General features: G+C 49.7%; 20 protein-coding genes. 9 read left to right on the plus strand and 11 right to left on the minus strand.

Annotated elements, in window-relative coordinates; all coding sequences use genetic code 11:
* Positions 1 to 8: 8 nt before the first annotated feature.
* The 5 genes from WBJ53_RS15875 to WBJ53_RS15895 all read left to right on the plus strand — a co-directional run bounded on the left by WBJ53_RS15875 (position 9) and on the right by WBJ53_RS15895 (position 4,248).
* Positions 9 to 1,646 (plus strand): glutamate synthase-related protein, encoded by a 1,638-nt coding sequence (locus WBJ53_RS15875; RefSeq protein WP_338867819.1) that lies wholly within the window; start codon positions 9 to 11, stop codon positions 1,644 to 1,646.
* 141 nt (positions 1,647 to 1,787) lie between these two features.
* Positions 1,788 to 1,994, plus strand: a complete 207-nt coding sequence (locus WBJ53_RS15880; RefSeq protein WP_338867821.1) for a hypothetical protein — start codon at positions 1,788 to 1,790, stop codon at positions 1,992 to 1,994.
* Positions 1,991 to 2,413, plus strand: a complete 423-nt coding sequence (locus WBJ53_RS15885; protein WP_338867822.1) for a hypothetical protein — start codon at positions 1,991 to 1,993, stop codon at positions 2,411 to 2,413. The genes WBJ53_RS15880 and WBJ53_RS15885 overlap by 4 nt, the downstream gene beginning before the upstream one ends.
* Positions 2,414 to 3,445, plus strand: a complete 1,032-nt coding sequence (locus WBJ53_RS15890) for a Rieske 2Fe-2S domain-containing protein (protein ID WP_338867824.1) — start codon at positions 2,414 to 2,416, stop codon at positions 3,443 to 3,445.
* A gap of 5 nt (positions 3,446 to 3,450) precedes the next feature.
* The gene (locus WBJ53_RS15895) at positions 3,451 to 4,248 is read left to right on the plus strand and encodes a hypothetical protein (protein WP_338867826.1); all 798 of its coding nucleotides are present in this window, start codon (positions 3,451 to 3,453) and stop codon (positions 4,246 to 4,248) included.
* Between the two features lie 40 nt (positions 4,249 to 4,288).
* Here the strand turns inward: WBJ53_RS15895 and WBJ53_RS15900 are convergent, their stop codons facing one another.
* The 3 genes from WBJ53_RS15900 to WBJ53_RS15910 all read right to left on the minus strand — a co-directional run bounded on the left by WBJ53_RS15900 (position 4,289) and on the right by WBJ53_RS15910 (position 7,687).
* Positions 4,289 to 5,164, minus strand: a complete 876-nt coding sequence (locus WBJ53_RS15900) for an SDR family oxidoreductase (protein WP_338867828.1) — start codon at positions 5,162 to 5,164, stop codon at positions 4,289 to 4,291.
* 275 nt (positions 5,165 to 5,439) lie between these two features.
* The gene (locus WBJ53_RS15905) at positions 5,440 to 6,783 is read right to left on the minus strand and encodes a Gfo/Idh/MocA family oxidoreductase (RefSeq protein WP_338867830.1); all 1,344 of its coding nucleotides are present in this window, start codon (positions 6,781 to 6,783) and stop codon (positions 5,440 to 5,442) included.
* A 43-nt stretch (positions 6,784 to 6,826) separates the two neighbouring features.
* Positions 6,827 to 7,687, minus strand: coding sequence for a TIM barrel protein (locus WBJ53_RS15910; RefSeq protein ID WP_338867832.1), 861 nt, complete (start codon positions 7,685 to 7,687; stop codon positions 6,827 to 6,829).
* Positions 7,688 to 7,944: 257 nt separating this feature from the next.
* Here WBJ53_RS15910 and WBJ53_RS15915 point away from each other — a divergent pair, with 257 nt between their 5' ends.
* The 3 genes from WBJ53_RS15915 (at position 7,945) to WBJ53_RS15925 (ending at position 10,469) form a co-directional block, all read left to right on the plus strand.
* Complete coding sequence (locus tag WBJ53_RS15915) at positions 7,945 to 8,985, plus strand: aldehyde reductase (protein WP_338867834.1); 1,041 nt, start codon at positions 7,945 to 7,947, stop codon at positions 8,983 to 8,985.
* Between the two features lie 80 nt (positions 8,986 to 9,065).
* Positions 9,066 to 9,875, plus strand: a complete 810-nt coding sequence (locus WBJ53_RS15920) for an AraC family transcriptional regulator (RefSeq protein WP_338867836.1) — start codon at positions 9,066 to 9,068, stop codon at positions 9,873 to 9,875.
* Between the two features lie 90 nt (positions 9,876 to 9,965).
* Complete coding sequence (locus WBJ53_RS15925; protein WP_338867838.1) at positions 9,966 to 10,469, plus strand: DinB family protein; 504 nt, start codon at positions 9,966 to 9,968, stop codon at positions 10,467 to 10,469.
* Between the two features lie 7 nt (positions 10,470 to 10,476).
* Here WBJ53_RS15925 and WBJ53_RS15930 read toward each other — a convergent pair whose 3' ends face one another.
* The 3 genes from WBJ53_RS15930 to WBJ53_RS15940 form a co-directional block, all read right to left on the minus strand.
* Positions 10,477 to 12,555: a glycoside hydrolase family 97 protein gene (locus WBJ53_RS15930; protein WP_338867840.1), complete on the minus strand. Its 2,079-nt coding sequence runs from the start codon at positions 12,553 to 12,555 to the stop codon at positions 10,477 to 10,479.
* A 195-nt stretch (positions 12,556 to 12,750) separates the two neighbouring features.
* Positions 12,751 to 14,673 (minus strand): molecular chaperone DnaK, encoded by a 1,923-nt coding sequence (gene dnaK / locus WBJ53_RS15935; RefSeq protein WP_338867842.1) that lies wholly within the window; start codon positions 14,671 to 14,673, stop codon positions 12,751 to 12,753.
* Positions 14,674 to 14,997: 324 nt separating this feature from the next.
* Positions 14,998 to 15,438, minus strand: a complete 441-nt coding sequence (locus tag WBJ53_RS15940) for a hypothetical protein (protein WP_338867845.1) — start codon at positions 15,436 to 15,438, stop codon at positions 14,998 to 15,000.
* A 119-nt stretch (positions 15,439 to 15,557) separates the two neighbouring features.
* Here WBJ53_RS15940 and WBJ53_RS15945 point away from each other — a divergent pair, with 119 nt between their 5' ends.
* Positions 15,558 to 15,998 carry a nuclease A inhibitor family protein gene (locus tag WBJ53_RS15945; protein WP_338867847.1) on the plus strand — a complete coding sequence of 147 codons (441 nt, stop codon included), beginning with the start codon at positions 15,558 to 15,560 and terminating at the stop codon, positions 15,996 to 15,998.
* A 99-nt stretch (positions 15,999 to 16,097) separates the two neighbouring features.
* Here the strand turns inward: WBJ53_RS15945 and rplT are convergent, their stop codons facing one another.
* The 5 genes from rplT to WBJ53_RS15970 all read right to left on the minus strand — a co-directional run bounded on the left by rplT (position 16,098) and on the right by WBJ53_RS15970 (position 21,101).
* On the minus strand, positions 16,098 to 16,442 hold the full coding sequence (gene rplT / locus WBJ53_RS15950) for a 50S ribosomal protein L20 (protein WP_176567490.1): 345 nt from the start codon (positions 16,440 to 16,442) through the stop codon (positions 16,098 to 16,100).
* 212 nt (positions 16,443 to 16,654) lie between these two features.
* Entirely contained in the window at positions 16,655 to 16,849 is a 195-nt protein-coding gene (rpmI, locus tag WBJ53_RS15955; protein ID WP_162384346.1) for a 50S ribosomal protein L35, read from the minus strand.
* Between the two features lie 199 nt (positions 16,850 to 17,048).
* Complete coding sequence (gene infC / locus WBJ53_RS15960) at positions 17,049 to 17,603, minus strand: translation initiation factor IF-3 (RefSeq protein ID WP_338867851.1); 555 nt, start codon at positions 17,601 to 17,603, stop codon at positions 17,049 to 17,051.
* A gap of 179 nt (positions 17,604 to 17,782) precedes the next feature.
* Complete coding sequence (gene thrS / locus WBJ53_RS15965; protein ID WP_338867852.1) at positions 17,783 to 19,726, minus strand: threonine--tRNA ligase; 1,944 nt, start codon at positions 19,724 to 19,726, stop codon at positions 17,783 to 17,785.
* 163 nt (positions 19,727 to 19,889) lie between these two features.
* A complete protein-coding gene (locus tag WBJ53_RS15970) occupies positions 19,890 to 21,101 on the minus strand; it encodes a tetratricopeptide repeat protein (protein ID WP_338867854.1) in 1,212 nt (403 codons plus the stop codon).
* Between the last annotated feature and the right edge of the window lie 72 nt (positions 21,102 to 21,173).

Here is a 21,173-nt window from a genome sequence, read left to right on the forward strand (position 1 = left end):
GTCCATCTATGAATTCCCTGCCCCCCGTAGTTGATTTAATATCCATAGCCCGCTTTGATGAGCTACCCAACCGCCAGCCTACCTATGCCAAAGTCAACACGATTGATTTGGTCCTTATCCGTTACGAAGAGGAGGTTTCTATCCTGTATGGTCGGTGCCTGCACCGGGGCGCCCTGCTGGCCGACGGAACGGTTGAAGGCAATAACCTTATCTGCGGGCTGCACCGCTGGGACTATCGCATCGATACCGGAATCAGCGAATATAACAACGCCGAAGCCCTCCATAAATTCACAACCTATATCCGGGACGGCCATGTTTTGGTTGATCGGACCGAAATCCGGGCCTATGAACAAGCCCATCCGCAACCGTTCAAAAGTGAGACTTATCTGGGCGACTTTTCCGACACTCACCCCGAATCGACGGAGCCTTACACGACATACATCAAGCACCTCGCTCAACACGGCCTGACGCTCTACGGTCATCATGGGGCCGTAGCAGCCATGGGCGTCGATCGGAATACGCTACCGAAGTGGGAAGACATTCAGCTATTGCCCGCACAGCTTTCCCGAAAGCCCCTGCTCGACCACGAGCCCATTGATACGCAAGTTCGTATAGGCCCACGCTCTCAAAAGCCGCTCTTGCTGGCAATGCCCCTTTTTGTGTCGGATATGTCATTTGGATCGCTATCCCGCGAAGCCAAACTAGCGCTGGCCAAAGGAGCTGAACTGGCCCGTACGGGCATTTGCTCGGGTGAAGGCGGTATGCTCCCAGCCGAACAGGAAGCCAACAGCCGGTATTTTTACGAACTGGCGTCGGCCCGGTTTGGCTTTAGCTGGGATAAAGTAAAAAAAGCTCAGGCGTTTCATTTCAAAGGAGGACAAGGTGCGAAAACAGGCACCGGTGGGCACCTCCCCGGCCATAAAGTATCGGCCGAAATTGCCCAGGTACGGGGGCTGCAACCAGGCGAAGCAGCCATTAGTCCGGCAACGTTTGCCGATCTGCATACACCAGCCGATTTCCGCCAGCTGGCAGACCAGGTCCGGGCCGAAACGGGAGGCATTCCAATTGGCTTTAAGATAGCCGCCAGTCATATTGAAGCCGATATCGACTTTGCGCTGGAAGCATCTGCCGATTATATCATTCTCGATGGGCGCGGTGGCGGCACTGGGGCGGCTCCCATTATCCTTCGAAATCATATCAATGTACCAACCATTCCGGCATTGGCCCGAGCCCGTCGCCATCTGAACCGCCTTGGCGTTCGTGATGTAACCCTCGTCATTACGGGCGGGTTACGGGTACCCTCCGATTTTGTTAAAGCACTGGCCCTGGGTGCCGACGCGATTGCCGTATCTAATTCAGCGCTTCAGGCTATCGGTTGCCTGGGTATGCGCGCCTGCGAATCCAATAACTGCCCGGTTGGAATTGCTACTCAGAAAGAAAACCTGCGCGCCCGACTCCTGGTTGACCAATCGGCCCAACAATTGAAAAATTTCCTGGAAGCGGCTACTGACTTGATGACCGTAGTGGCCCGCGCCTGTGGCCACCGTCGACTAAGCGATTTCAACCCGTACGATCTCGCTACGTTTCACTATGAAATGCACCGGCTAACGGGTATAGCTTACGCCGGTGTTGAAAACAATGGCTGAATCAGCGACTGAGTGAATAACATTCTGATTTACACCGATTCATACCATGATTACCTAAGCCAACACGCCGAATCTATTTAGTCCAACCGAGGAAATAAACCACAATGAATCAGTTACTGGTTCACTCATTTCATACTGTCTATGGAGCTATTTGTTCAATTTATCCTGCTGCTAATTGGGCTCTACCTGACCATTGGTCTGGTTATGTCCGTTTTTCTGCTTCGTCGGGGCATCGCCACCTACGATGAGGGTATTCGTCATACTTCCCTGCCATTCAAGCTGTTGATCTGGCCCGGTGTTGTCGCCCTGTGGCTTCCTTTATTCATCAAATGGCGGAAAGCATCATGATCACCTCCCTGCGTCGCCGACACTATTATACCTGGCTGGGGCTGGCTATTAGCTTACCGCTGGTAGTAGGCTGGGCCTGGTTGTCTATCCCCACGACTCCTGCCAGTTCTATTCCCCAATCACTCCCAATGGCTTACCCAATACCCATCAGTAGCCGTCAGACCGACGATTTGCTGGTTACCCTCCGCAAGCAATCCGATGGACGTAAACAATTGGAGATAGTGGTCCTGAAGCCACTGGTGGGCGCTGCCAATGAGTTGTTTATCGCCAGGCCTCACCGGATACTGCTTGGAAAACTTGATGGGCGTGGCTTGTATCGGTTTACCCTTCCAGATTCGCTGGCGACTCCCTCTGGCTTAACGCTACAGGTGTACGATAGCATCAAACAACAGGAACGAGAAACACTAACGCTACCCTAAATGAGTGTCAATTACGCAGGTATTCTCTGGAATCGCCAGAAAAAACGCTACGATACGGTTATCGCCATCGGCATACTTTCGTATCTGGCACTGTTTATAGGACTACATGCCTGGCTGCATCCCAACATTACGACCGAAACATTGATTATTCGGGCTACGGGTACCCTGGCCTTTCTGATGCTGCATATTATTCTAAGCATTGGCCCACTGGCCCGTTTGAATCCCGTCTTTCTACCCCTGCTTTATAATCGTCGCCATCTGGGCGTCAGTCTGTTTATCATTGCCAGCGTACACGGCCTGTTCAACATCCTTCAGTTTCACGCAGGCGGCAACGCCAACCCGCTTGTGTCTGTATTGACGGCAGGAAGTCGGTTTCCGGGCCCGATTTATTTCCCCTTCCAGCCCCTTGGATTGCTTGCACTGGTCATTTTCTTTTTTATGGCCGCCACCAGCCACGATTTCTGGCTGAAAAACCTAACCCCCAGGATATGGAAATCAGTGCATATGCTTATCTACATGGCTTATGCGCTCATTGTTCTCCATGTGGTACTAGGGGTTATTCAACTGGAAAAAAGCCCTGTTTTAATTGGTTTTATGGGGCTTGGGATGTTGCTGATCATCGGTCTGCATCTGGCTGCTGGCTGGCAAGCGTGGCGAACCGATTATAAACCAATCACGATTGATACGACCGGCTGGATACGCGTGGGGCCACTGCAGGAAATTCGGAATAACCGGGCAAAAATTGTTCAGGCTGGCGATGAAACCATTGCCATATTCCGCTATGATGGTAAACTATCGGCCGTATCGAATGTGTGCCGCCACCAGAATGGGCCACTGGGCGAGGGTAAAATTATTGATGGCTGTATCACCTGTCCCTGGCACGGTTATCAATACCGCCCCGAAGATGGATGCTCGCCCCCGCCATTCCCCGAAAAAGTGGAAACCTATGAACTGGCTTTATCGGGCAGCGACGTCTGGGTAAATCCAGCACCGCTACCCGAAGGTACTTATGTTGAACCCATCCGCTACTAAATCCAATGTCAAACGATGAATTTTATATAGGCTACCAGCCCAATGCCCCGGCTGGTATTGCCCGTTCGATGCGGTTGATCGTCGGTATTCTCCTGACTGATCTGCTCCTTATTGCGTTTGCCCTTACTCGCTTTGAACAGGGATTTTCTACGAGTCAGTTCGAGTATGGTACGCTTACCGAAGTGGAAGGCCAGTTATTGCGTTCACCGGTACCTACCCTACGGGTATTGCTCGGCAAAGACGCCAATGGTCAAAACGTGTATAAATCGATCCTGCTTGTCAATTTCCTTAAATTTGGGGCCGAATCACTACTCCAGGCGTATACGCAAAAAGGAGTATCGGAATCAGAAAGTCTAGTCCGCCTGAGCGGTACGCTACTCTATTACGATGGCCTGACGGTTCTGGAACTTACCGATCAGGAGCAGTCCCTGCTGTCGATAAAAAAAACAGCATCACCCCTACCGCCTTTACAAAAAACTATCCTCGGAACGGTTAAACTAACGGGTGAAATTGTTGATCCTAAATGCTATTTTGGAGCCATGAAACCGGGCGAAAGTAAACCCCACCGCGACTGTGCCATCCGGTGCATTTCTGGAGGTATACCGCCTGTCTTTGTCCTAAAAAACCAGGAGGGGGTAGCTACTTATCTTTTTTTAACGGATCAACAGGGACATGCCATCAACGATCGTATCCTGAAATTCGTTGCCGTTCCGATTCAGGTGAGTGGTACACTTCAACGCATAAATGAGTGGATGGTTCTGCAAATTGACCCGGCAACGATTCGGCTAGCCAGCGATCAGTAACTACAAAATGGCAGTAACGATCGCTGGCTAGGCTAGTTTGTCAGGCTGGTACCGATACCCCAAAGGCATTTAATACAGCTCCCGCCAATTGCCCCGTTCCGTTGTTGAGTTGCTCAAGGTAGGGCTGCGACGCCCCAATGCCAACCGGATTCCACAGCGGGCGTTGCCCGCCAGGCATATCAACCAGTTTTGCAATCAGGTCGGCCACTTCCTGTGGGTCCGGACTTTGGGCAGACGGTGTAAACAGATGACGGATACCCGCTTTGATTTGTGCCACATCGGCACCGTAGGCAATTTCAACATCCGGATTAGCAGGTTGAGCCTGTCTGGCAATCAGATCGGTGGTTGGATAGGCACCGGGCTGAACAATCACCGAATCGATACCCGATGAGCGTAATTCGTAATGATAGGTTTCGGCCAGTGTATCTACGGCTGCTTTAGTGGCGCTGTAGGCCCCCAGAAAGGGTAAATGCAACCGGGCCAATCCACTCGATAACTGAATTAGAAGGCCACTTTTCTGCGGATGCATATAAGGCAGAACGGCTTTAATCATCCGATCGGCTCCCAGCACATTAACCTGAAATAACTGATTGACCTGGGCCGGACTCAACGCTTCGTTCAGCCCCGTAATGGCAATCCCCGCATTGTTGATCAGTACATCAATTTGCCCATGCGCATCACGAACAATCCAGTCGATAGCTGCCTGTACTGATGCATCATCGGTTACATCAAGATCAACCACATGAACAGCGGCTTTGTGTTCACTGGCCCACCGTTGTATTTTCTGCGCCATAGCTTCGTTGGTAGTCGAAACATTGCGCATCGTAGCATAAACAATATGACCTTGTTTAGCTAATGTTTGTGCAGTAAGCCAGCCAAACCCACTGCTGCTACCGGTAAGAATGATTCGTTTCATGATTAATTTTTATTAAATACCAATTGGTATATTTTAAGGCAAAAAAAATAAGCTAAAAACAGGCAGGCACTCCCCTACCACTGGCTATTAGTTGGACAGAATCGGGTTTTGTACCCTGATTACTCTTCGTCAACAGCGACCATGGCACAAATATATACCAATTGGTATTTAATGAGCAAGTCATTTACAAAAAAAAATCGGATTTACTCCGGGAGTAAATCCGATTCGGTTGCCTTACCGCCATTTCTGAGGAAATGGGGCACAATAAACAGGCCTTAGAGTTTAGGCTCCCAGCCTTTCTCATATTCCCGGCTCCAGAATTTCATGGCATCCTTGTCCTGAATGTGGCCATTTTTCGGATCTACCGCAAACGGCTTATTGGCCCGGTATGCAATATTAGCCAAATGACAGAGCAAGACACTCTTGGCTCCTTCTGCGATGGGTGAGTTCTGTTTTTCCTTTCCCCGAATGGCCTCAAAAAAATTCTGAACATGACGGGTTGTCATATCGCCCCCACCGCCCAATGCGGTTCCCGCTTCGGAACCATTCGATTTGCTGTTTTTCATCACTTTCCCCTCCCGATTGAAGAGTGTATAGCCATCGCGGTCGACATAAACGGTCCCGTTGGTGCCATAAATCAGCGTACCCCGGTCGCTACCAAAGGTTTTATAGCCGTTGCGACTGTTGCCATCCCATTTGATGATTTTGTTGCCGGGGAATCGGAATGTCGCGTCCATCGTATCATAAACGGCCCAGCCATCTTCCGGAAAATATCGCTTGGCCGCTTCAACGGTTACGTATTCCGGAAAATCGACCTGCAGCGCCCAGCGGGCTACATCCAGCTCGTGGGTTGCATTGTTGCCGCTTTCGGCGGTTCCGTAGAGCCAGCCATACCAGTGCCAGTTGTAATCCCAGGTGTCGTGCGTATACTCCCGGCGGGGGGCCGGTCCCTGAAACAGTTCCCAGTCCAGCCCGTCGGGAACGGGGGCTTTTTTCGGTATGGGCACTTCGCCCCGCGCATTGGCATAAAAGGCTACCGCCTTAAAGGGTTTTCCAATAACGCCATCATGAATCTGTCTGATAATCTCGATCGATTCGGGAGCTGAGCGCTGCTGGTTGCCCATCTGAATCACTTTGTTGTATTTCTTCTGAAATTCGACCAGTAATTCGCCTTCGTGCGGGTTGTGGCTACAGGGTTTTTCGACATATACGTGTTTGCCCCCCTGCACGGCCAGCCAGGTTCCGGGTGCATGCCAGTGATCGGGCGTAGCATTGAACAGCACATCGACATCTTTATCGGCAATTACTTTGCGGATGTCGTTTTCGAGTTTGGGCTTATAATCGATGTATTTCGAAAACTTCTGCACGGCCGACTCCCGCTGTTTTTTCATCACGTCGCACAGGTATACCAGCTCAACATTACTGTCTTTACGGGAAATTGGGTCGTAATAGGCGCTCAACCGCCGACCCAATCCGGCAATGGCCACGTTCAACCGTTCATTCGCGCCAATAATTTTGGCATAGCTTTTCGCCGAAAAACCGGGGGCGAGTCCGCCAACGGTTAGCCCGGCTGTGCTTAGAGCCGCTTTCTTTATAAATTCTCTACGGGTTGTTTCCATACGTTTCAGGTTGCTTAACTTATCCATTCAGTTGGTTACGACATCAGGATTTCCGTTTTCGGGTGGCGTCGCAAACACCCTTGAAATAGCCTACCGATTCAGCAATACCAGCCAGTGGATCTTTCATGTCTTTTTCGTATTCCAGACTACAGGAGCCATTGTACTTCACCTTCCGCAGCATATCGACAAAGGCCGGAATATCGATCACCCCCCGACCCAGTTCGCAGGTTTTTCCTTCTTTGGTAGCTGCCGTAACGTTTTTGAGGTGAATGTCGAAAATACGTTTAGCATACGTTTGCAAATCGGCAACCGGGTCATCGCCATTGCGCTTGTCGTGGCCCATGTCGAAGCAGAAACCAATGCGGGGGTCCAGGTCCTTAATAGCACTATAGATCGATACGGCATTGGGGTAGAGCGCAATGTCGGGGCCATGATTATGAATGGCAAACCGAAAATCGTATTCCTTTACTTTCTTATCGACATAGGGCAATAGCTCGGTATTGGGAACGCCAATGATCAGTTTAACGCCCACCCGTTTGGCATAGGCGAAGGCATTATCGACATCTTCGGTCTTTTTCATATAAATCGGCCCTACGGCATAGCCCGTCACACCCGACTGCGCCAGTTTCTCATGAAAGGCGGCAATTTGCTCGGGGGTGCTGTTGAGGGGCAGATGAAAATCTTTGATGCACAGATAATGCACATCCGTTTTTTTCATCATCTCCAGCGCCTGGTCCAGATTAAAATGCACAAATGTGTATCCGGCCATTCCGAGTTTAAACAGATCTTCACCCGGCGCTTTAGTACTTTCTACAGGAGCTGCCGCGGTCATAACAGCCGGCGTTACGGTAGCCAGTGCCACACTGCCTCCGGCCTTCTTTAAAAACGATCGTCGTGTCGTCATCAATACAAATTGGTAAGTTTTGGGCTATCCAAACAAGTAAGACGAACAAATGCCGTTTATACTGATTTGCGCTCCTGTTTTGTTTGACTCCGCAACGCCCCCTCCCCCCGAAACAGTGCGGTTAATGCCCCTCCGCTCGATCAGGCTCTGTAGAACCTTGCCCACAACTGGACGTTTCAACAAAGTCAAATTGGACGTTTCAACAAAGCAATCTCCCTGTCTGGCACGGAACTTTGTTCCATCAAATGTTAACATAAATGACTACTACAACTAACCAGAAAACGGTACTCGTAACGGGTGGAAGTGGCTTTGTTGGAATTCACTGCATTCTGCAACTGTTGCAACAAGGTTACAGTGTAAAAACGACTGTCCGCTCATTGAACCGAAAAAACACGGTACTCACCAGGCTCGAAAACGGAGGGTTAACCGATTTTAGCCAGCTTGGGTTTATAGAGGCCGATCTGACCGAGGATGCCAATTGGGATCATGCCGTTGCCGGTTGCGATTTTGTTCTCCATGTTGCATCGCCAATTGGCCTGAGCATTCCGAAAGACGAAAATGACATGATCCGTCCGGCGGTCGATGGCACACGACGCGTGCTCCGGGCCGCCCGCGATGCGGGTGTAAAGCGTGTGGTGATGACATCCAATTTTGGGGCTGTTGGCTACAGCCATACCGATACAACCCAGGTCATTACCGAAGAAAGCTGGACCAATCCCAACGAACCGGGCCTGTCGGCCTACAACAAATCGAAAGTACTGGCCGAACGGGCTGCCTGGGACTTTCTGAAAACCGAAGGCGGCAAGCTGGAACTGACGGTCATTAATCCGGTAGGCATTTTTGGCCCGTCGCTGGGCCCCGAGCTGTCGAGTGGCTTTGAGTTGCTGAAGCAGATTCTGGATGGGTCCATGAAGCGCGTTCCGAACATGACGCTGGGCCTTGTCGATGTGCGCGATGTGGCCGATCTGCACATCCGGGCCATGACCAGCCCAGCCGGCAATGGCCAACGGTTTCTGGCTATTGCCGGTGAAACCATGACCTTACCTGACATTGCTCAATTAATGAAAGACCGGCTGGGCAATACACTCAACCACATTTCAACGAAGCGCATTCCCGACTGGGTCGTTCGGCTTGCCGCCTTAGTGAATCCAACAGCCAGGGCTCTGGTGCCCATGTTAAGTCGCTATCGAACTGCCAGCAACGAAAAAGCCAGAACCCTGCTCGGCTGGAAACCTCGTAGCAATGAAGAAGCCCTGCTGGCAGCAGCCAATAGCTTAATTCAGTTTGGTTATGTATAAATTGTTCGTTAGCGCACTTATGAAAATGATATTGACAGGAGCTAGCCCAATTCTGGCAGAAATGGAATAACTTGAGCCTTATGAATGTATCAGCCATTACGTCCTGCTACCTGGGTCCGCACATTTCGCCGGAACAGTTTGTTGCCGAGCATTTCTTTCTCTACCTGATTAACGGCACAATCGATTATTACGATGGCAGTAATCATCATCTTTTGCAAGCCGGCCAATGCAGTCTGGTTCGCAAAAATCATCTGGTAAAATACACGAAGCATAAGGCCAATAACCAGTTCGAAAAAGTAGTGGTTGTGTTTGATGAATCCTTTTTGAAGGCGTATCAGGCCAAACATCCCGTTTTGCTGACGAATTATTGTGCCAATGACGCCTACTACATCATTCAACCGAATGAACTGATACCGAATTTTCTGCGTTCGCTGGAACCCTATTATACGGGTGAAGGCCGGATAAACCCTACGTTTGCCGATCTCAAACGTGAGGAACTGCTGCTTATTCTTCTGCAATCGAACCCCGACCTGGCTACCATTCTGTTCGATTTCAGCGATCCTCAGAAAATCGATCTGGAAGCGTATATGAACCGTAATTTTCGGTTCAATGTCAGTGTGGAGCGGTTTGCTTACCTAACAGGCCGGAGTCTGTCGGCTTTCAAGCGGGATTTTGAGCGAATCTTTCACGACACGCCCAGTCGGTGGCTGGTTCGCAAACGCCTTGAGGAAGCGTATTTTCTGATCGGCAACAAGGCGGAAAAACCCACCGATATCTACCTGGATTTAGGCTTTGAAGACCTGTCTCATTTTTCGTTTGCCTTCAGAAAGCAATTTGGCCTTTCTCCTACCCAACTCGCCGAACGCCGACAAGCCCTAGCTGTCCATTAATTTCGGATTCGGGTTGTTCGCCCAAATCAACAATTCCTTAAACACTCGGGTAGCCATCGGTAGTTTATAGAACACATACTCCTATACTCAATGGCTTCGATCAAGTCTACTCCCGATACCATCGACTCCGCCGTTCGGAATCAACTGATTGCTTTGCTAACAGGAAGCAATGCGCATCAACCGTTTGAGGAAGCTATTCATGGTTTGCCTGCTGCGCTGCGTGGCATAAAACCCCAGAAGCTTCCCTACAGCATCTGGCAACTTGTCGATCATATTCGCATTGCCCAATGGGATATTCTCGAATTTTCGCGCAATCCAGCCCATCAGTCTCCGCCCTGGCCCTCGGGTTATTGGTCTAAAGAGGTAGCGCCCATTAACGACCAGGACTGGCAGCAGGCAGTGGATCAGGTTCGTCAGGATCGCGAAGCCTTCCTTGCTTTGATCAACGATCCGAAACGGGATTTATATGAACCCTTTGCGCATGGCGATGGGCAGAATCTGCTCCGCGAAGCCCTGCTCATTGCCGATCATACGGCTTACCATGTTGGCGAAATCATTATCATCCGCCGGTTGCTGAATGCCTGGCCTTCCTGACAGATGGCTATTTTCGGATAAACTGAATGGCGCACCCGCCCCCTTTCGCCAGAACTACCGATAGCGTTGTATGGGCAGTCACCCGCTTTTTTTCGATCACATAGGCTTCCGGGTTGGTGTCCCAATCGGCGTTAGGGGCATCCCGGTAAAGGATAGCTTCGTAGGTCTTACCGGCATCCAGAAAGGCAAGATCCAGTTGAAGCGTGCGGCTATTTTCGTCGGTTATAGCGCCCAGAAACCAGTCGCTGCCTGCTTTTTTCTTACGGGCAATCGCCACATAATCGCCCGGTTCAGCGGCCAGAATGCGGGTATCGTCCCAATCAACCGGAACATCGCGGATAAACTGAAACGCATCAAGGTATTTTTCGTAATTCTCGGGTAAATCAGCAACCATTTGTAGTGGACTGTACATAGTCACGTACAATGCCAGTTGTTTGGCCAGCGTTGTGCGTACCCGCTGAGTTCGGGTACTGTCGAACTGATTTAGTTTAAACCGAAAAAGGCCCGGCGTAAAATCCATTGGTCCGCCCAGCAATCGGGTAAATGGCAATATGGTCGTGTGCTCAGGCGTAATTCCTAACGTGGGTGCATTGTTAAATTCGCTGCCACGGGCTGCCTCGCTGGCCATCCAGTTCGGATAGGTGCGGTGCAGCCCGGTTGGATGGGCCGACTCGTGGGAGTCGATCATGATTTTGTACTGAGCCGCTTTCTGAGCAACCCGCTGGTAATGATTGACCATCCACTGTCCGTCGTGGTGTTCGCCACGGGGAATAATCCGCCCTACATAACCCGTCTTGACCGTGTTGATGCCTTCCTTCACCATATACTGAAAGGCAGCATCCATACGACGTTCATAGTTGGTAACCGAACCCGATGTTTCGTGGTGCATAATGATCCGAACCCCTTTTTGCTGCGCATAGGCCGACAGCGAATCGAGATTATAGTCCGGGTAGGGCGTTACAAAGTCGAACACGTCTTCTTTCCAGTTGCCAAACCAGTCTTCCCAGCCAACGTTCCAGCCTTCAACCAAAACTCCATCGAACCCATATTTGGCCGCAAAGTCGATGTATTTCTTTACGTTTTGCGTGTTGGCACCGTGTTTACCTCCGGCCTTTTCCCAGGTGGCCTTGCCAACGTGCATCTCCCACCACATACCCACAAATTTCTGCGGTTTAATCCACGATGGATCAGTAAGGGCCGACGGTTCGTTGAGGTTCAGGATGAGCTTAGAAGCCAGCAGATCGGTTGCTTTATCACTGATGATCAGTGTGCGCCAGGGCGTTTGAGCTGGCGTTTGCAGGTAAGCTTTGTTCCCAACCGCATCCGGGGTCAACTGCGAGGTGAGCGTTAGTCGCTGCTTGTCCAGTTGCAGATGCATGACCGGATAGTTGAGTAAGGCGGCTTCATACAGACTAATATAAAGGCCATCGGCCGTTTTGAAAAGCAAGGGCGTTTGTACGGCATTGGGGCCAATCACCGATTTTAGCGCAGTATCTTTCTCCCGATCGGCAGCCTTCAGGGCATCAACTTCAGTTAGTTTGGTGGTATTGTAGAGGTATTCATTCGAGTCATAATCACCAGGCATCCACATTGTCTGATGATCGGCCGCCAACCGGAACTGGGTTCGTTCATCGTCTACAATAAAATGGTTAAGCGCTGATTGTTGCGGAAACTCATACCGAAAACCAACTCCATCGTCGAATAGCCGAAACCGGATAAGCAAACTAATTCCTGAGTTTCCCCGATCCTGAAGGGTAAGCGCTAGTTCTTTATAGTGATTTCGGATCTGACTCACTTCGCCCCATACTGGCTTCCAGTTCTCATCGGTTTGTGACGAATCGACCGATGCAATACGAAATCGGGTCAAGGATAGCTGGGGTTTGCTCAATACAAACCCCAGAGCAGATGGCTCAACCACAGGTTTCTTTTTATACTGTATCTGGTACTGGATTTCCCCGGTTGGCGCATTTTGTAGCGTTAGACCAATAACGCGGTTAGGCGACGTGATTGTTAGTGTCGATTGCGCAAATCCGCTCACAGATAGGGTAAGTAACAGTCCGGTTAGCAATGGGTAGCAGTTCTTCATATAAACAGGGGATTCATATACCTGAGCAACAAGTTACGCAATAGTAAAATAATTCAACAATAACTCCATATAGCCCAAGTCAATGCATTATTCGGTTCACTTGTCCAATGAGCTTTCTACAACGAAATGCCCCTACCGTTTCCAGCAGGGGCATTTCGTTGTAGAAAGCTCGTCAGAGTAGCTAACGATCTTGTTTTATTTCACTTCTTCGAACGGCACGTCCGATACGTTGTCGCCCGTTGGTTGACCCTGACCGGCTGCATCGGCGTTACCATCGAAGCCGGCACCATCTGTTGGGGCACCCGCGCCGTTGGTTGCATTATAGAGATCGGTCGATGCGGTCGACCAGGCAGTGTTCAGTTTTTCCAGCGCAGCGTCGATAGCGGCCACATCGCGCGAACCATGGGCCGTACGAAGTTGGCCAAGGGCTTCTTCAATCGCTGTTTTATTTGCCGGAGTCAGCTTATCGCCATACTCTTTCAGTTGTTTCTCCGTCTGGAATACCATAGAGTCGGCCTGATTGACTTTCTCAATCGTTTCGCGTTCTGCTTTATCGGCCGCTTCGTTGGCTTTAGCTTCTTCGCGCATCCGGTTGATTTCGGTCTCGGTCAAGCCACTCGATGCTTCAATCCGGATTTTCTGTTCTTTGCCCGTACCTTTATCTTTTGCCGTTACGTTCAGAATACCGTTGGCATCGACATCGAAGGTCACTTCGATTTGGGGAACGCCCCGTGGTGCGGGTGGAATGTCGGACAGGATAAACCGGCCTAACTGACGGTTTTGCTGAGCCATTGGCCGCTCACCCTGCAACACGTTGATCTCTACGCTCGGCTGATTATCAGAAGCTGTTGAGAACACTTCCACTTTTTTGCTCGGAATGGTTGTGTTGGCTTCCACCATTTTGGTGAATACACCACCCATGGTTTCGATCCCCAGCGACAGCGGGATAACGTCGAGCAGCAGTACGTCTTTTACTTCACCGGTCAATACCCCTCCCTGAATGGCAGCACCAATAGCCACCGCTTCGTCGGGGTTAACACTCTTCGATGGTTTTTTACCGAAGAGTTTTTCCACTTCTTCCTGTACTTTCGGAATCCGGGTCGAACCACCAACCAGAATCACTTCGTCGATCTGTCCAGCCGACAACCCTGCGTTTTTCAGGGCACGACGGCAGGGCTCCAGACTCCGCTGAATGAGCGAGTCGGCCAGTTGTTCAAATTTGGCGCGGCTCAACGTACGAACCAGGTGTTTAGGAATCCCATTCACCGGCATAATATACGGTAGGTTCACTTCCGTCGAGTTCGAGCTCGACAGTTCAATTTTTGCTTTTTCGGCCGCTTCTTTCAGCCGTTGCAGCGCCATTGGGTCCTGACGCAGGTCGATGCCTTCATCTTTCTTAAACTCGTCGGCGAGCCAGTCGATAATGACCTGATCGAAGTCGTCGCCCCCCAGGTGCGTATCACCGTCGGTCGATTTAACTTCAAATACGCCGTCGCCAAGTTCCAGAATCGAGATATCGAATGTACCACCACCGAGGTCGAATACGGCAATTTTCTGGTCGTGATTGGTTTTATCCAGACCATAGGCCAGCGCAGCGGCCGTGGGTTCGTTGATGATCCGTTTCACGTCGAGACCCGCAATCTGACCAGCTTCTTTGGTAGCTTGCCGCTCGGCATCGTTAAAATAAGCCGGAACCGTAATTACCGCTTCGGTAATGGTCTGACCAAGATAATCTTCGGCCGTCTGCTTCATTTTCTGAAGAATCAGAGCCGAAATTTCCTGTGGTGTATATTGACGGTCGCCAATCCGAACACGGGGTGTTCCGTTAGGGCCGTTTTCAACGTCATAAGCGACGTTTTTCGTTTCGTTCGTTACTTCGTTAAAGCGCTTACCCATGAAACGCTTAATCGAAGAAATTGTATTTTTCGGGTTGGTGATGGCCTGGCGTTTGGCCGGAGCACCAACTTTCCGTTCACCATTGCCGTTGTCCATAAATGCGACGACCGATGGCGTTGTGCGGGCCCCTTCAGAGTTAGGGATCACAACCGGCTCGTTGCCTTCCATCACGGCCACACACGAGTTCGTGGTGCCTAAGTCAATACCAATAATCTTTCCCATATTACTTAATTCAATTGTGAGTTTAGCGTCTTACCTGCTGAGGTTGTAGACTGACAGACATCTGTTATCTAACAATAGAAATGCCAGCCGCGTCAACTTGTTTAAATTGCTGTCAGATTGGCAGAGAAACCCGAGCAGATGGGCCAGAATGAGCTTTATTGGCAGTTGCTCTAAAAAAAATATGACAATAGTTGCAGGGCATGAACCGGAATAACTCCTGGCTCCAGAACACACGACGTCCCGTTAAGAGACGCTCTACAAGCTTTCTCTCAACGGGACGTCGTGTGTTCTGGAGCCGACCGTTGTCAGCCAATCCACTGGTTCTTACTGGCCACCGAACAGGCTACCCAGCATCCCACCAAGGCCACCGCCCTGGCCGCCAGTCAGCGCTCCCATCAGGCTACCGGCATCAATGCTGGAATCATTAGGATCATTGACTTTATGCATGAGTTTGTTCAGAACTATAGGCACCAGCGCTCCGGCAACTGACATAGCCACCTGTGGCGAAATACCTAGCTTGCTCATCAGGTCCTGCTGCACGTTCTGCTGAACATCCTGTGTTGCAGGATGGCTGGCAGCCTGGCCGGTTACCATCCCTAACAAACCGCCAAGACCACCACCCAGAGCCTGCTGCCCCAGGCTGCTCATGATACTGCCCGCAACCGTCTGCATTACATTGTCGTTCTGGCTGTTGGGGATCGCCGGGTTATTGATTACTGACTGACCCGCATTCTGCTGGACCAGATTCATTAACATTTCTAACATGGTTCTTTTTTTTTGATTAACGGGAATAGGTTCAACAATACCCCGCACTAAAATTAGTTCTATTCAGACAATCAATTGGTCGTGAATCCTTTATCTTGCCGTGAATTGTTATCCTACCTATGACGAGCGAAGACCCCAAAAGTAGCGGTGAAACTCCCGAAAAATTAACACAAAGCGAACAAATTAATGATTTGCTAACGGACTTACTCTACCCAAGCGAATCAGATGAGCCGATTGACTATATAACGTGTTACCTCCGGCAGGTTGAACCTTTAACTGTAAGCCAGATTAAAGACTGGCAGATGCTTCCGCCCGAAATTTTTGTGGACGAAATGCCCGAGGCTGAATTCTGGGAGCCTGTTATCACCGAGCAGGACTGGTATGGCGATGAAGAAAAAGCCCGAACCGAAAAATTTCAGCAACTCAAAATTCTCCTGGAAACCGAACTAACCGGGCGGCAGGTATTTCGGGTGGGCGAAGGCGAACTAGATGTATTCCTGCTTGGCAGGCAGGCCGATGGCGAACGGGCAGGATTGAAAACTAAAATTGTGCAGACGTAGAAGCAGCAATAGCAGCGAGGAGTAACTATCAGAAGAAACGCTATTCTATGCGTTAACCCTCCCAATACTTACTCCTCGCTGCTATTACTTAAGTCCTGTTTACTTCACTTGTTCCACAACGGCTGCAAATGCTTCCGGGTGGTTCATGGCCAGATCGGCCAGTACTTTACGGTTGAGTTCGATCCCCGATTTGTTCAGAGCACCCATCAATGCTGAATAAGACATACCGTTGATCCGGGCACCGGCATTGATCCGCTGAATCCAGAGACCACGGAAATCCCGTTTTTTGGCACGACGGTCGCGGTATGCATACCCTAACCCTTTTTCGACAGCGTTTTTAGCAACTGTCCAAACATTCTTACGCCGACCAAAATAGCCTTTGGCCAGCTTCATTACTTTTTTCCGGCGCGCCCGTGAGGCAACGTGATTGACGGAACGTGGCATAATTTTTTACTTGTTTTTTGACGATAGGCGGAAAGGAATTTAAACGGTAAATGAATACTGACGAATACCCTTCAGTTTCTATTCATTCATCATTCATCATTCATCATTCTCTTAAGGCCCGGCATCGGGTGAAACTTAAAACCAGGAACAGACCTGTTCCTTTTCGCATAATGCACACTTATCTAGAAGCGGCTTATACCTACTCTTTCCAATTAAACGTTCAGCAACGCTTTAATCCGGCGCTCATCGGCTGGGAATACCAGCGTGTCGTGTACCAGATTACGCTTCTGCTTGGTTGTTTTCTTGGTCAGAATATGACTGTGGAAGGCATGCTTCCGTTTGATTTTTCCGGTACCGGTCAGCTTGAAACGCTTTTTGGCAGCCGAGTTAGTTTTTACTTTTGGCATTGCAGTAAACCGCTTTTATGGAAAATTTAAGTAAACAGGCCGCAAAGATACAAAATAAAATGAAGGTTCGCTACTAGCTTTTTGATTTCAGCGTAGGAAGAACCACAGGGTAAAGATGAAAAGCCAGGGCATGAAAAATCCGTTCGGGCAATTCAGTTTTAGAATAGGCCCAAACGGATTTAACTGACTGGATATATCGCTATTTTTTTACGACAACTTTAGGGGCCAGGAATATTGTCATCCGTTTGCCTTCGAGTTTGGGCTCCGATTCAACCTTTCCGTATTCTTCAAGCCCTTTGGCAAACCGATCGAGCAATTGCGTACCCCGGTCTTTGAAAACAATAGCCCGCCCCACGAATTGTACATAAGCCCGAACTTTAGCGCCTTCTTTCAGAAAGTTGATCGCATGTTTGAGCTTAAATTCAAAATCATGATCGTCGGTATTCGGACCAAACCGAATTTCCTTAATAACGACTTTGGTGGCATTTGCCTTTATTTCTTTCTGTTTTTTCTTTTGCTCGTATTTGAACTTCGAGTAGTCCACAATGCGGCATACAGGCGGGACAGCATTAGGCGAAACTTCCACCAGATCGAGCCCCTGAGCCCGAGCCATGGCTAAAGCCTTATTTATATCGTAGATTCCCTGTTCTACATTTTCACCGACCACCCGAACTTCGCGGGCCAAAATGCGCTCATTAACTTTGTACGGTTCTTCAACCACACGACGGGGTGGTCTGCGCTGGGGTAATGCCATAGATTGTGTTTAGTGAAACTAATTTTTAAAATCGCTTGGATAACGTTTGTACTACTAAAAAGTTCGGGAAACTATTGAAAATACTGATTCTGCGCAAGCGGAATACAGTTTATGGTTTATAGTTGCGCTGCCATAGCAGGATGTATACTGAAAGGCGGAGCAACCATAAACCGTTCCACCTACACCTTCACTTCGGCCTTGAAGATGTTGACAAACTCGTCGATCGTCATGCTACCGAGGTCGCCCTGGCCTTTCCGGCGAACCGATACTTTACCGTCGGCGGCTTCTTTTTCGCCAACAATAAGCATAAAGGGTACTTTGTTGACTTCGGCATCACGAATCTTACGACCGATTTTCTCGTCGCGGAGGTCGACAAATCCCCGTATATCCTGCTCCTGCAAGGTAAAAAACAGGTCGTTGGCGTAGTCTTCATATTTTTCAGAAATCGGCAGAATGGCAATCTGATCGGGCGAAAGCCACAGCGGGAAATTCCCGGCGGTGTTCTCGATCAGAATGGCAATAAATCGCTCTAACGAGCCAAAAGGTGCCCGGTGAATCATCACAGGGCGGTGTTTCTGGTTGTCGGAGCCAATATATTCGAGTTCGAACCGGTTCGGCAAATTATAGTCGACCTGAATGGTTCCTAACTGCCACTTCCGGCCCAGTGCATCGCGAACCATGAAGTCGAGTTTAGGGCCATAAAAAGCCGCTTCACCTAACTCCGTTACGGTTGGCAACCCTTTTTCGGCAGCCGACTCAATAATAGCGGCCTCGGCTTTTTCCCACAACTCATCCGAACCAATGTACTTGGTTTTATTTTCCGGGTCACGGAGCGAAATCTGGGCACTATAATCGTCAAAACCAAGCGATCGGAAGACATACAATACCAGATCGATCACTTTCATGAACTCGTCCTTCACCTGATCGGGGCGGCAGAAAATGTGCGCATCATCCTGAGTGAATCCCCGCACGCGGGTCAGCCCATGCAACTCGCCCGACTGCTCATAGCGGTAAACCGTCCCGAACTCGGCTAACCGTAGTGGCAGATCGCGGTAGGAACGCGGCCGGCTTTTATAAATTTCGCAGTGATGCGGACAGTTCATTGGTTTGAGCAAAAACTCCTCATTGGGGTCTGGCGTTTTAATGGGCTGAAATGAGTCTTCACCATATTTCTCCCAGTGGCCCGAGGTAACGTAAAGTTGCTTGCTCCCAATGTGTGGCGTTACAACTGGCGAATAGCCCGCCCGAATCTGGGCTTTCCGCAGGAAACTTTCCAGTCGTTCGCGCAGCATGGTACCTTTGGGCAACCATAGCGGCAGCCCCTGCCCTACTTTCTCCGAAAATGCAAAGAGTTCCAGTTCTTTACCCAATTTGCGGTGGTCGCGTTTTTTGGCTTCCTCAAGCACATACAGGTAATCGTCCAGTTCTTTTTGCTTCGGATACGTAACGGCGTATATCCGGGTAAGCTGCTTATTTTTTTCGTTACCGCGCCAATAGGCCCCGGCCACATTCATAATTTTGGCAGCTTTAATAAAACCCGTATTCGGAATATGTGGTCCCCGGCATAAGTCCGTAAAATCACCCTGCGTATAGAACGTAATGGTTCCATCATCGAGTCCTTCCAGCAGATCGAGCTTATAGGGATCCCCTTTCTCCTCAAAATAGGCGACCGCATCGGCTTTGCTCATCGGCTTGCGGATATATTGCTGTTTCTGCCGAGCCAGTTCAAGCATTTTATCCTCAACCTTTTTAAAGTCTTCCTGCGAAAACGGCTGTCCATTCAGATCGACATCATAGTAGAATCCCGTTTCGACGGCGGGGCCAATACCAAATTTAACGCCTGGATACAAAGCTTCCAGCGCTTCAGCCAGCAAGTGGGCCGACGAGTGCCAGAAGGTTGCTTTGCCTTCGGGATCGTTCCAGGTGAGGAGTTGAACCGTAGCATCCTGGTCGATAGGGCGCGTGGCATCCTGCACAACGCCATTGACTTTGGCAGCCAGCACGTTGCGGGCCAATCCCTCACTAATTTGGGTAGCAATATCCAGACCGGTACTTCCTTTTGGATACTGCCGAACGCTCCCATCGGGCAGCGTCACGCGGATTTGTTCGTCCTGCGCAATCATTTGTGTACTATTTTATTTGTGGGTAACCGCAGCCTACCTACAACTGTAAGCCACTTATTTTTAGTGAAGAATGAAGAGTAAAAAGTGAAGAATGGTTTAAACGAATATGGAGCTATTCTTCACTTTTTACTCTTTATTCTTCACTAAAAAAATCTTCACTGATTTAATTTTGTCCAATCGGTTTAATCGTTCGCCGGAGTGAATCGCCAGTGCCCGTACTTATCGGCGCTTTGGGCTTGATTGTCAGCACACGGACCCGGCTGGTATCCAGTGTAGCACGACTTGGCGCAGGGGTTAACGGTTCATTAGGCGTATTCGGCAAAAATAAGGAGTTTTGTGAGTACTGCCTACGTTGCGAGCGCCATAATCCTGCAGCAGCCTGCTGATCGGTTGCGTTTAGCTTCGTTGCTTTCGTATAAGCCTCAATTGCCAGGTCATATTGCCCCATCTGCTCGTGGCAGTAGCCAATATAGGTATCGATACGGGGAAATTGTGGCCGAAGCTGCTGCACGCGCTGGTAATTGGCCAGCGCGGTATAAAAATTTCGATAGGTCTGATTTATCAATCCAATCTGGAAATAAGCCTGATAATAGTTTGGCTGTATCTTTAGTGTATGTTGATAACAGGCCATAGCGCTATCGAGTTCACCGGCGGTATGATAGATTAATCCACGACTATACTGCAACCGGGCATTATCAGGAAAATAACGGAGCGCCTGCTCATTATAAGTCAGTGCGGCATTACGGTCGCCCAGGGTCCGATAAATGGAGGCCAATTGATTGTAGGTTTCCAGAAAACGAGGTTTTAACCGGAGCGACTGCTGATATAATGCCAATGCCTGTGTGGTATCGCCCAGTTTAGCGGTCATCAGTCCTTTAAAAAAATAAGCTTCTCCATCGTAGGGTGCCATTTGCAGGGCTTTTGCTATGTATAGCTGTGCTTTGCTGAACTGATTCTGCTGTTGGAGTAAATCGCTCTGAAGGGTATAGAGCTCCGGTGTATCGACGCCCAGAATTTCAGCGCGCTGCGCATTAACCAACGCTTTTTCAGGCTGTTGTAAAGCCCGTAACACCTGAGCACGAGTCAGGTAATAGGAGCCAATGTTATCGTTACGGCTGATTGCTTCATCAATATCGTCGAGGGCTTCGCGAATGCGGCCCATAGCTAATAAAATAGCAGCCCGTTTGGCATAGGCCGATGTGGGCGACGACTGGTTGATGGCCCTGGTTAGTGCGCGTAACGCTCCTTCGGCACGGCTGCTATCGCCCGGCTTGGGGAAGTCGGGAATATGAGCGACCTGCCGGTCGTCGTTACCACAGGACAGAAGCGTAACGAACAGGGTTATAAGAAGCAAAAACAGACGCATGCGTATCATGAATTGATCGAGGTTCGATTAACGTTGTACTACGCAATCGATCAGCCAATCAATTAGTCAATCCTTTCCAGC

It is taken from the genome of Spirosoma sp. SC4-14 (assembly GCF_037201965.1).
Lineage (GTDB): Bacteria > Bacteroidota > Bacteroidia > Cytophagales > Spirosomataceae > Spirosoma.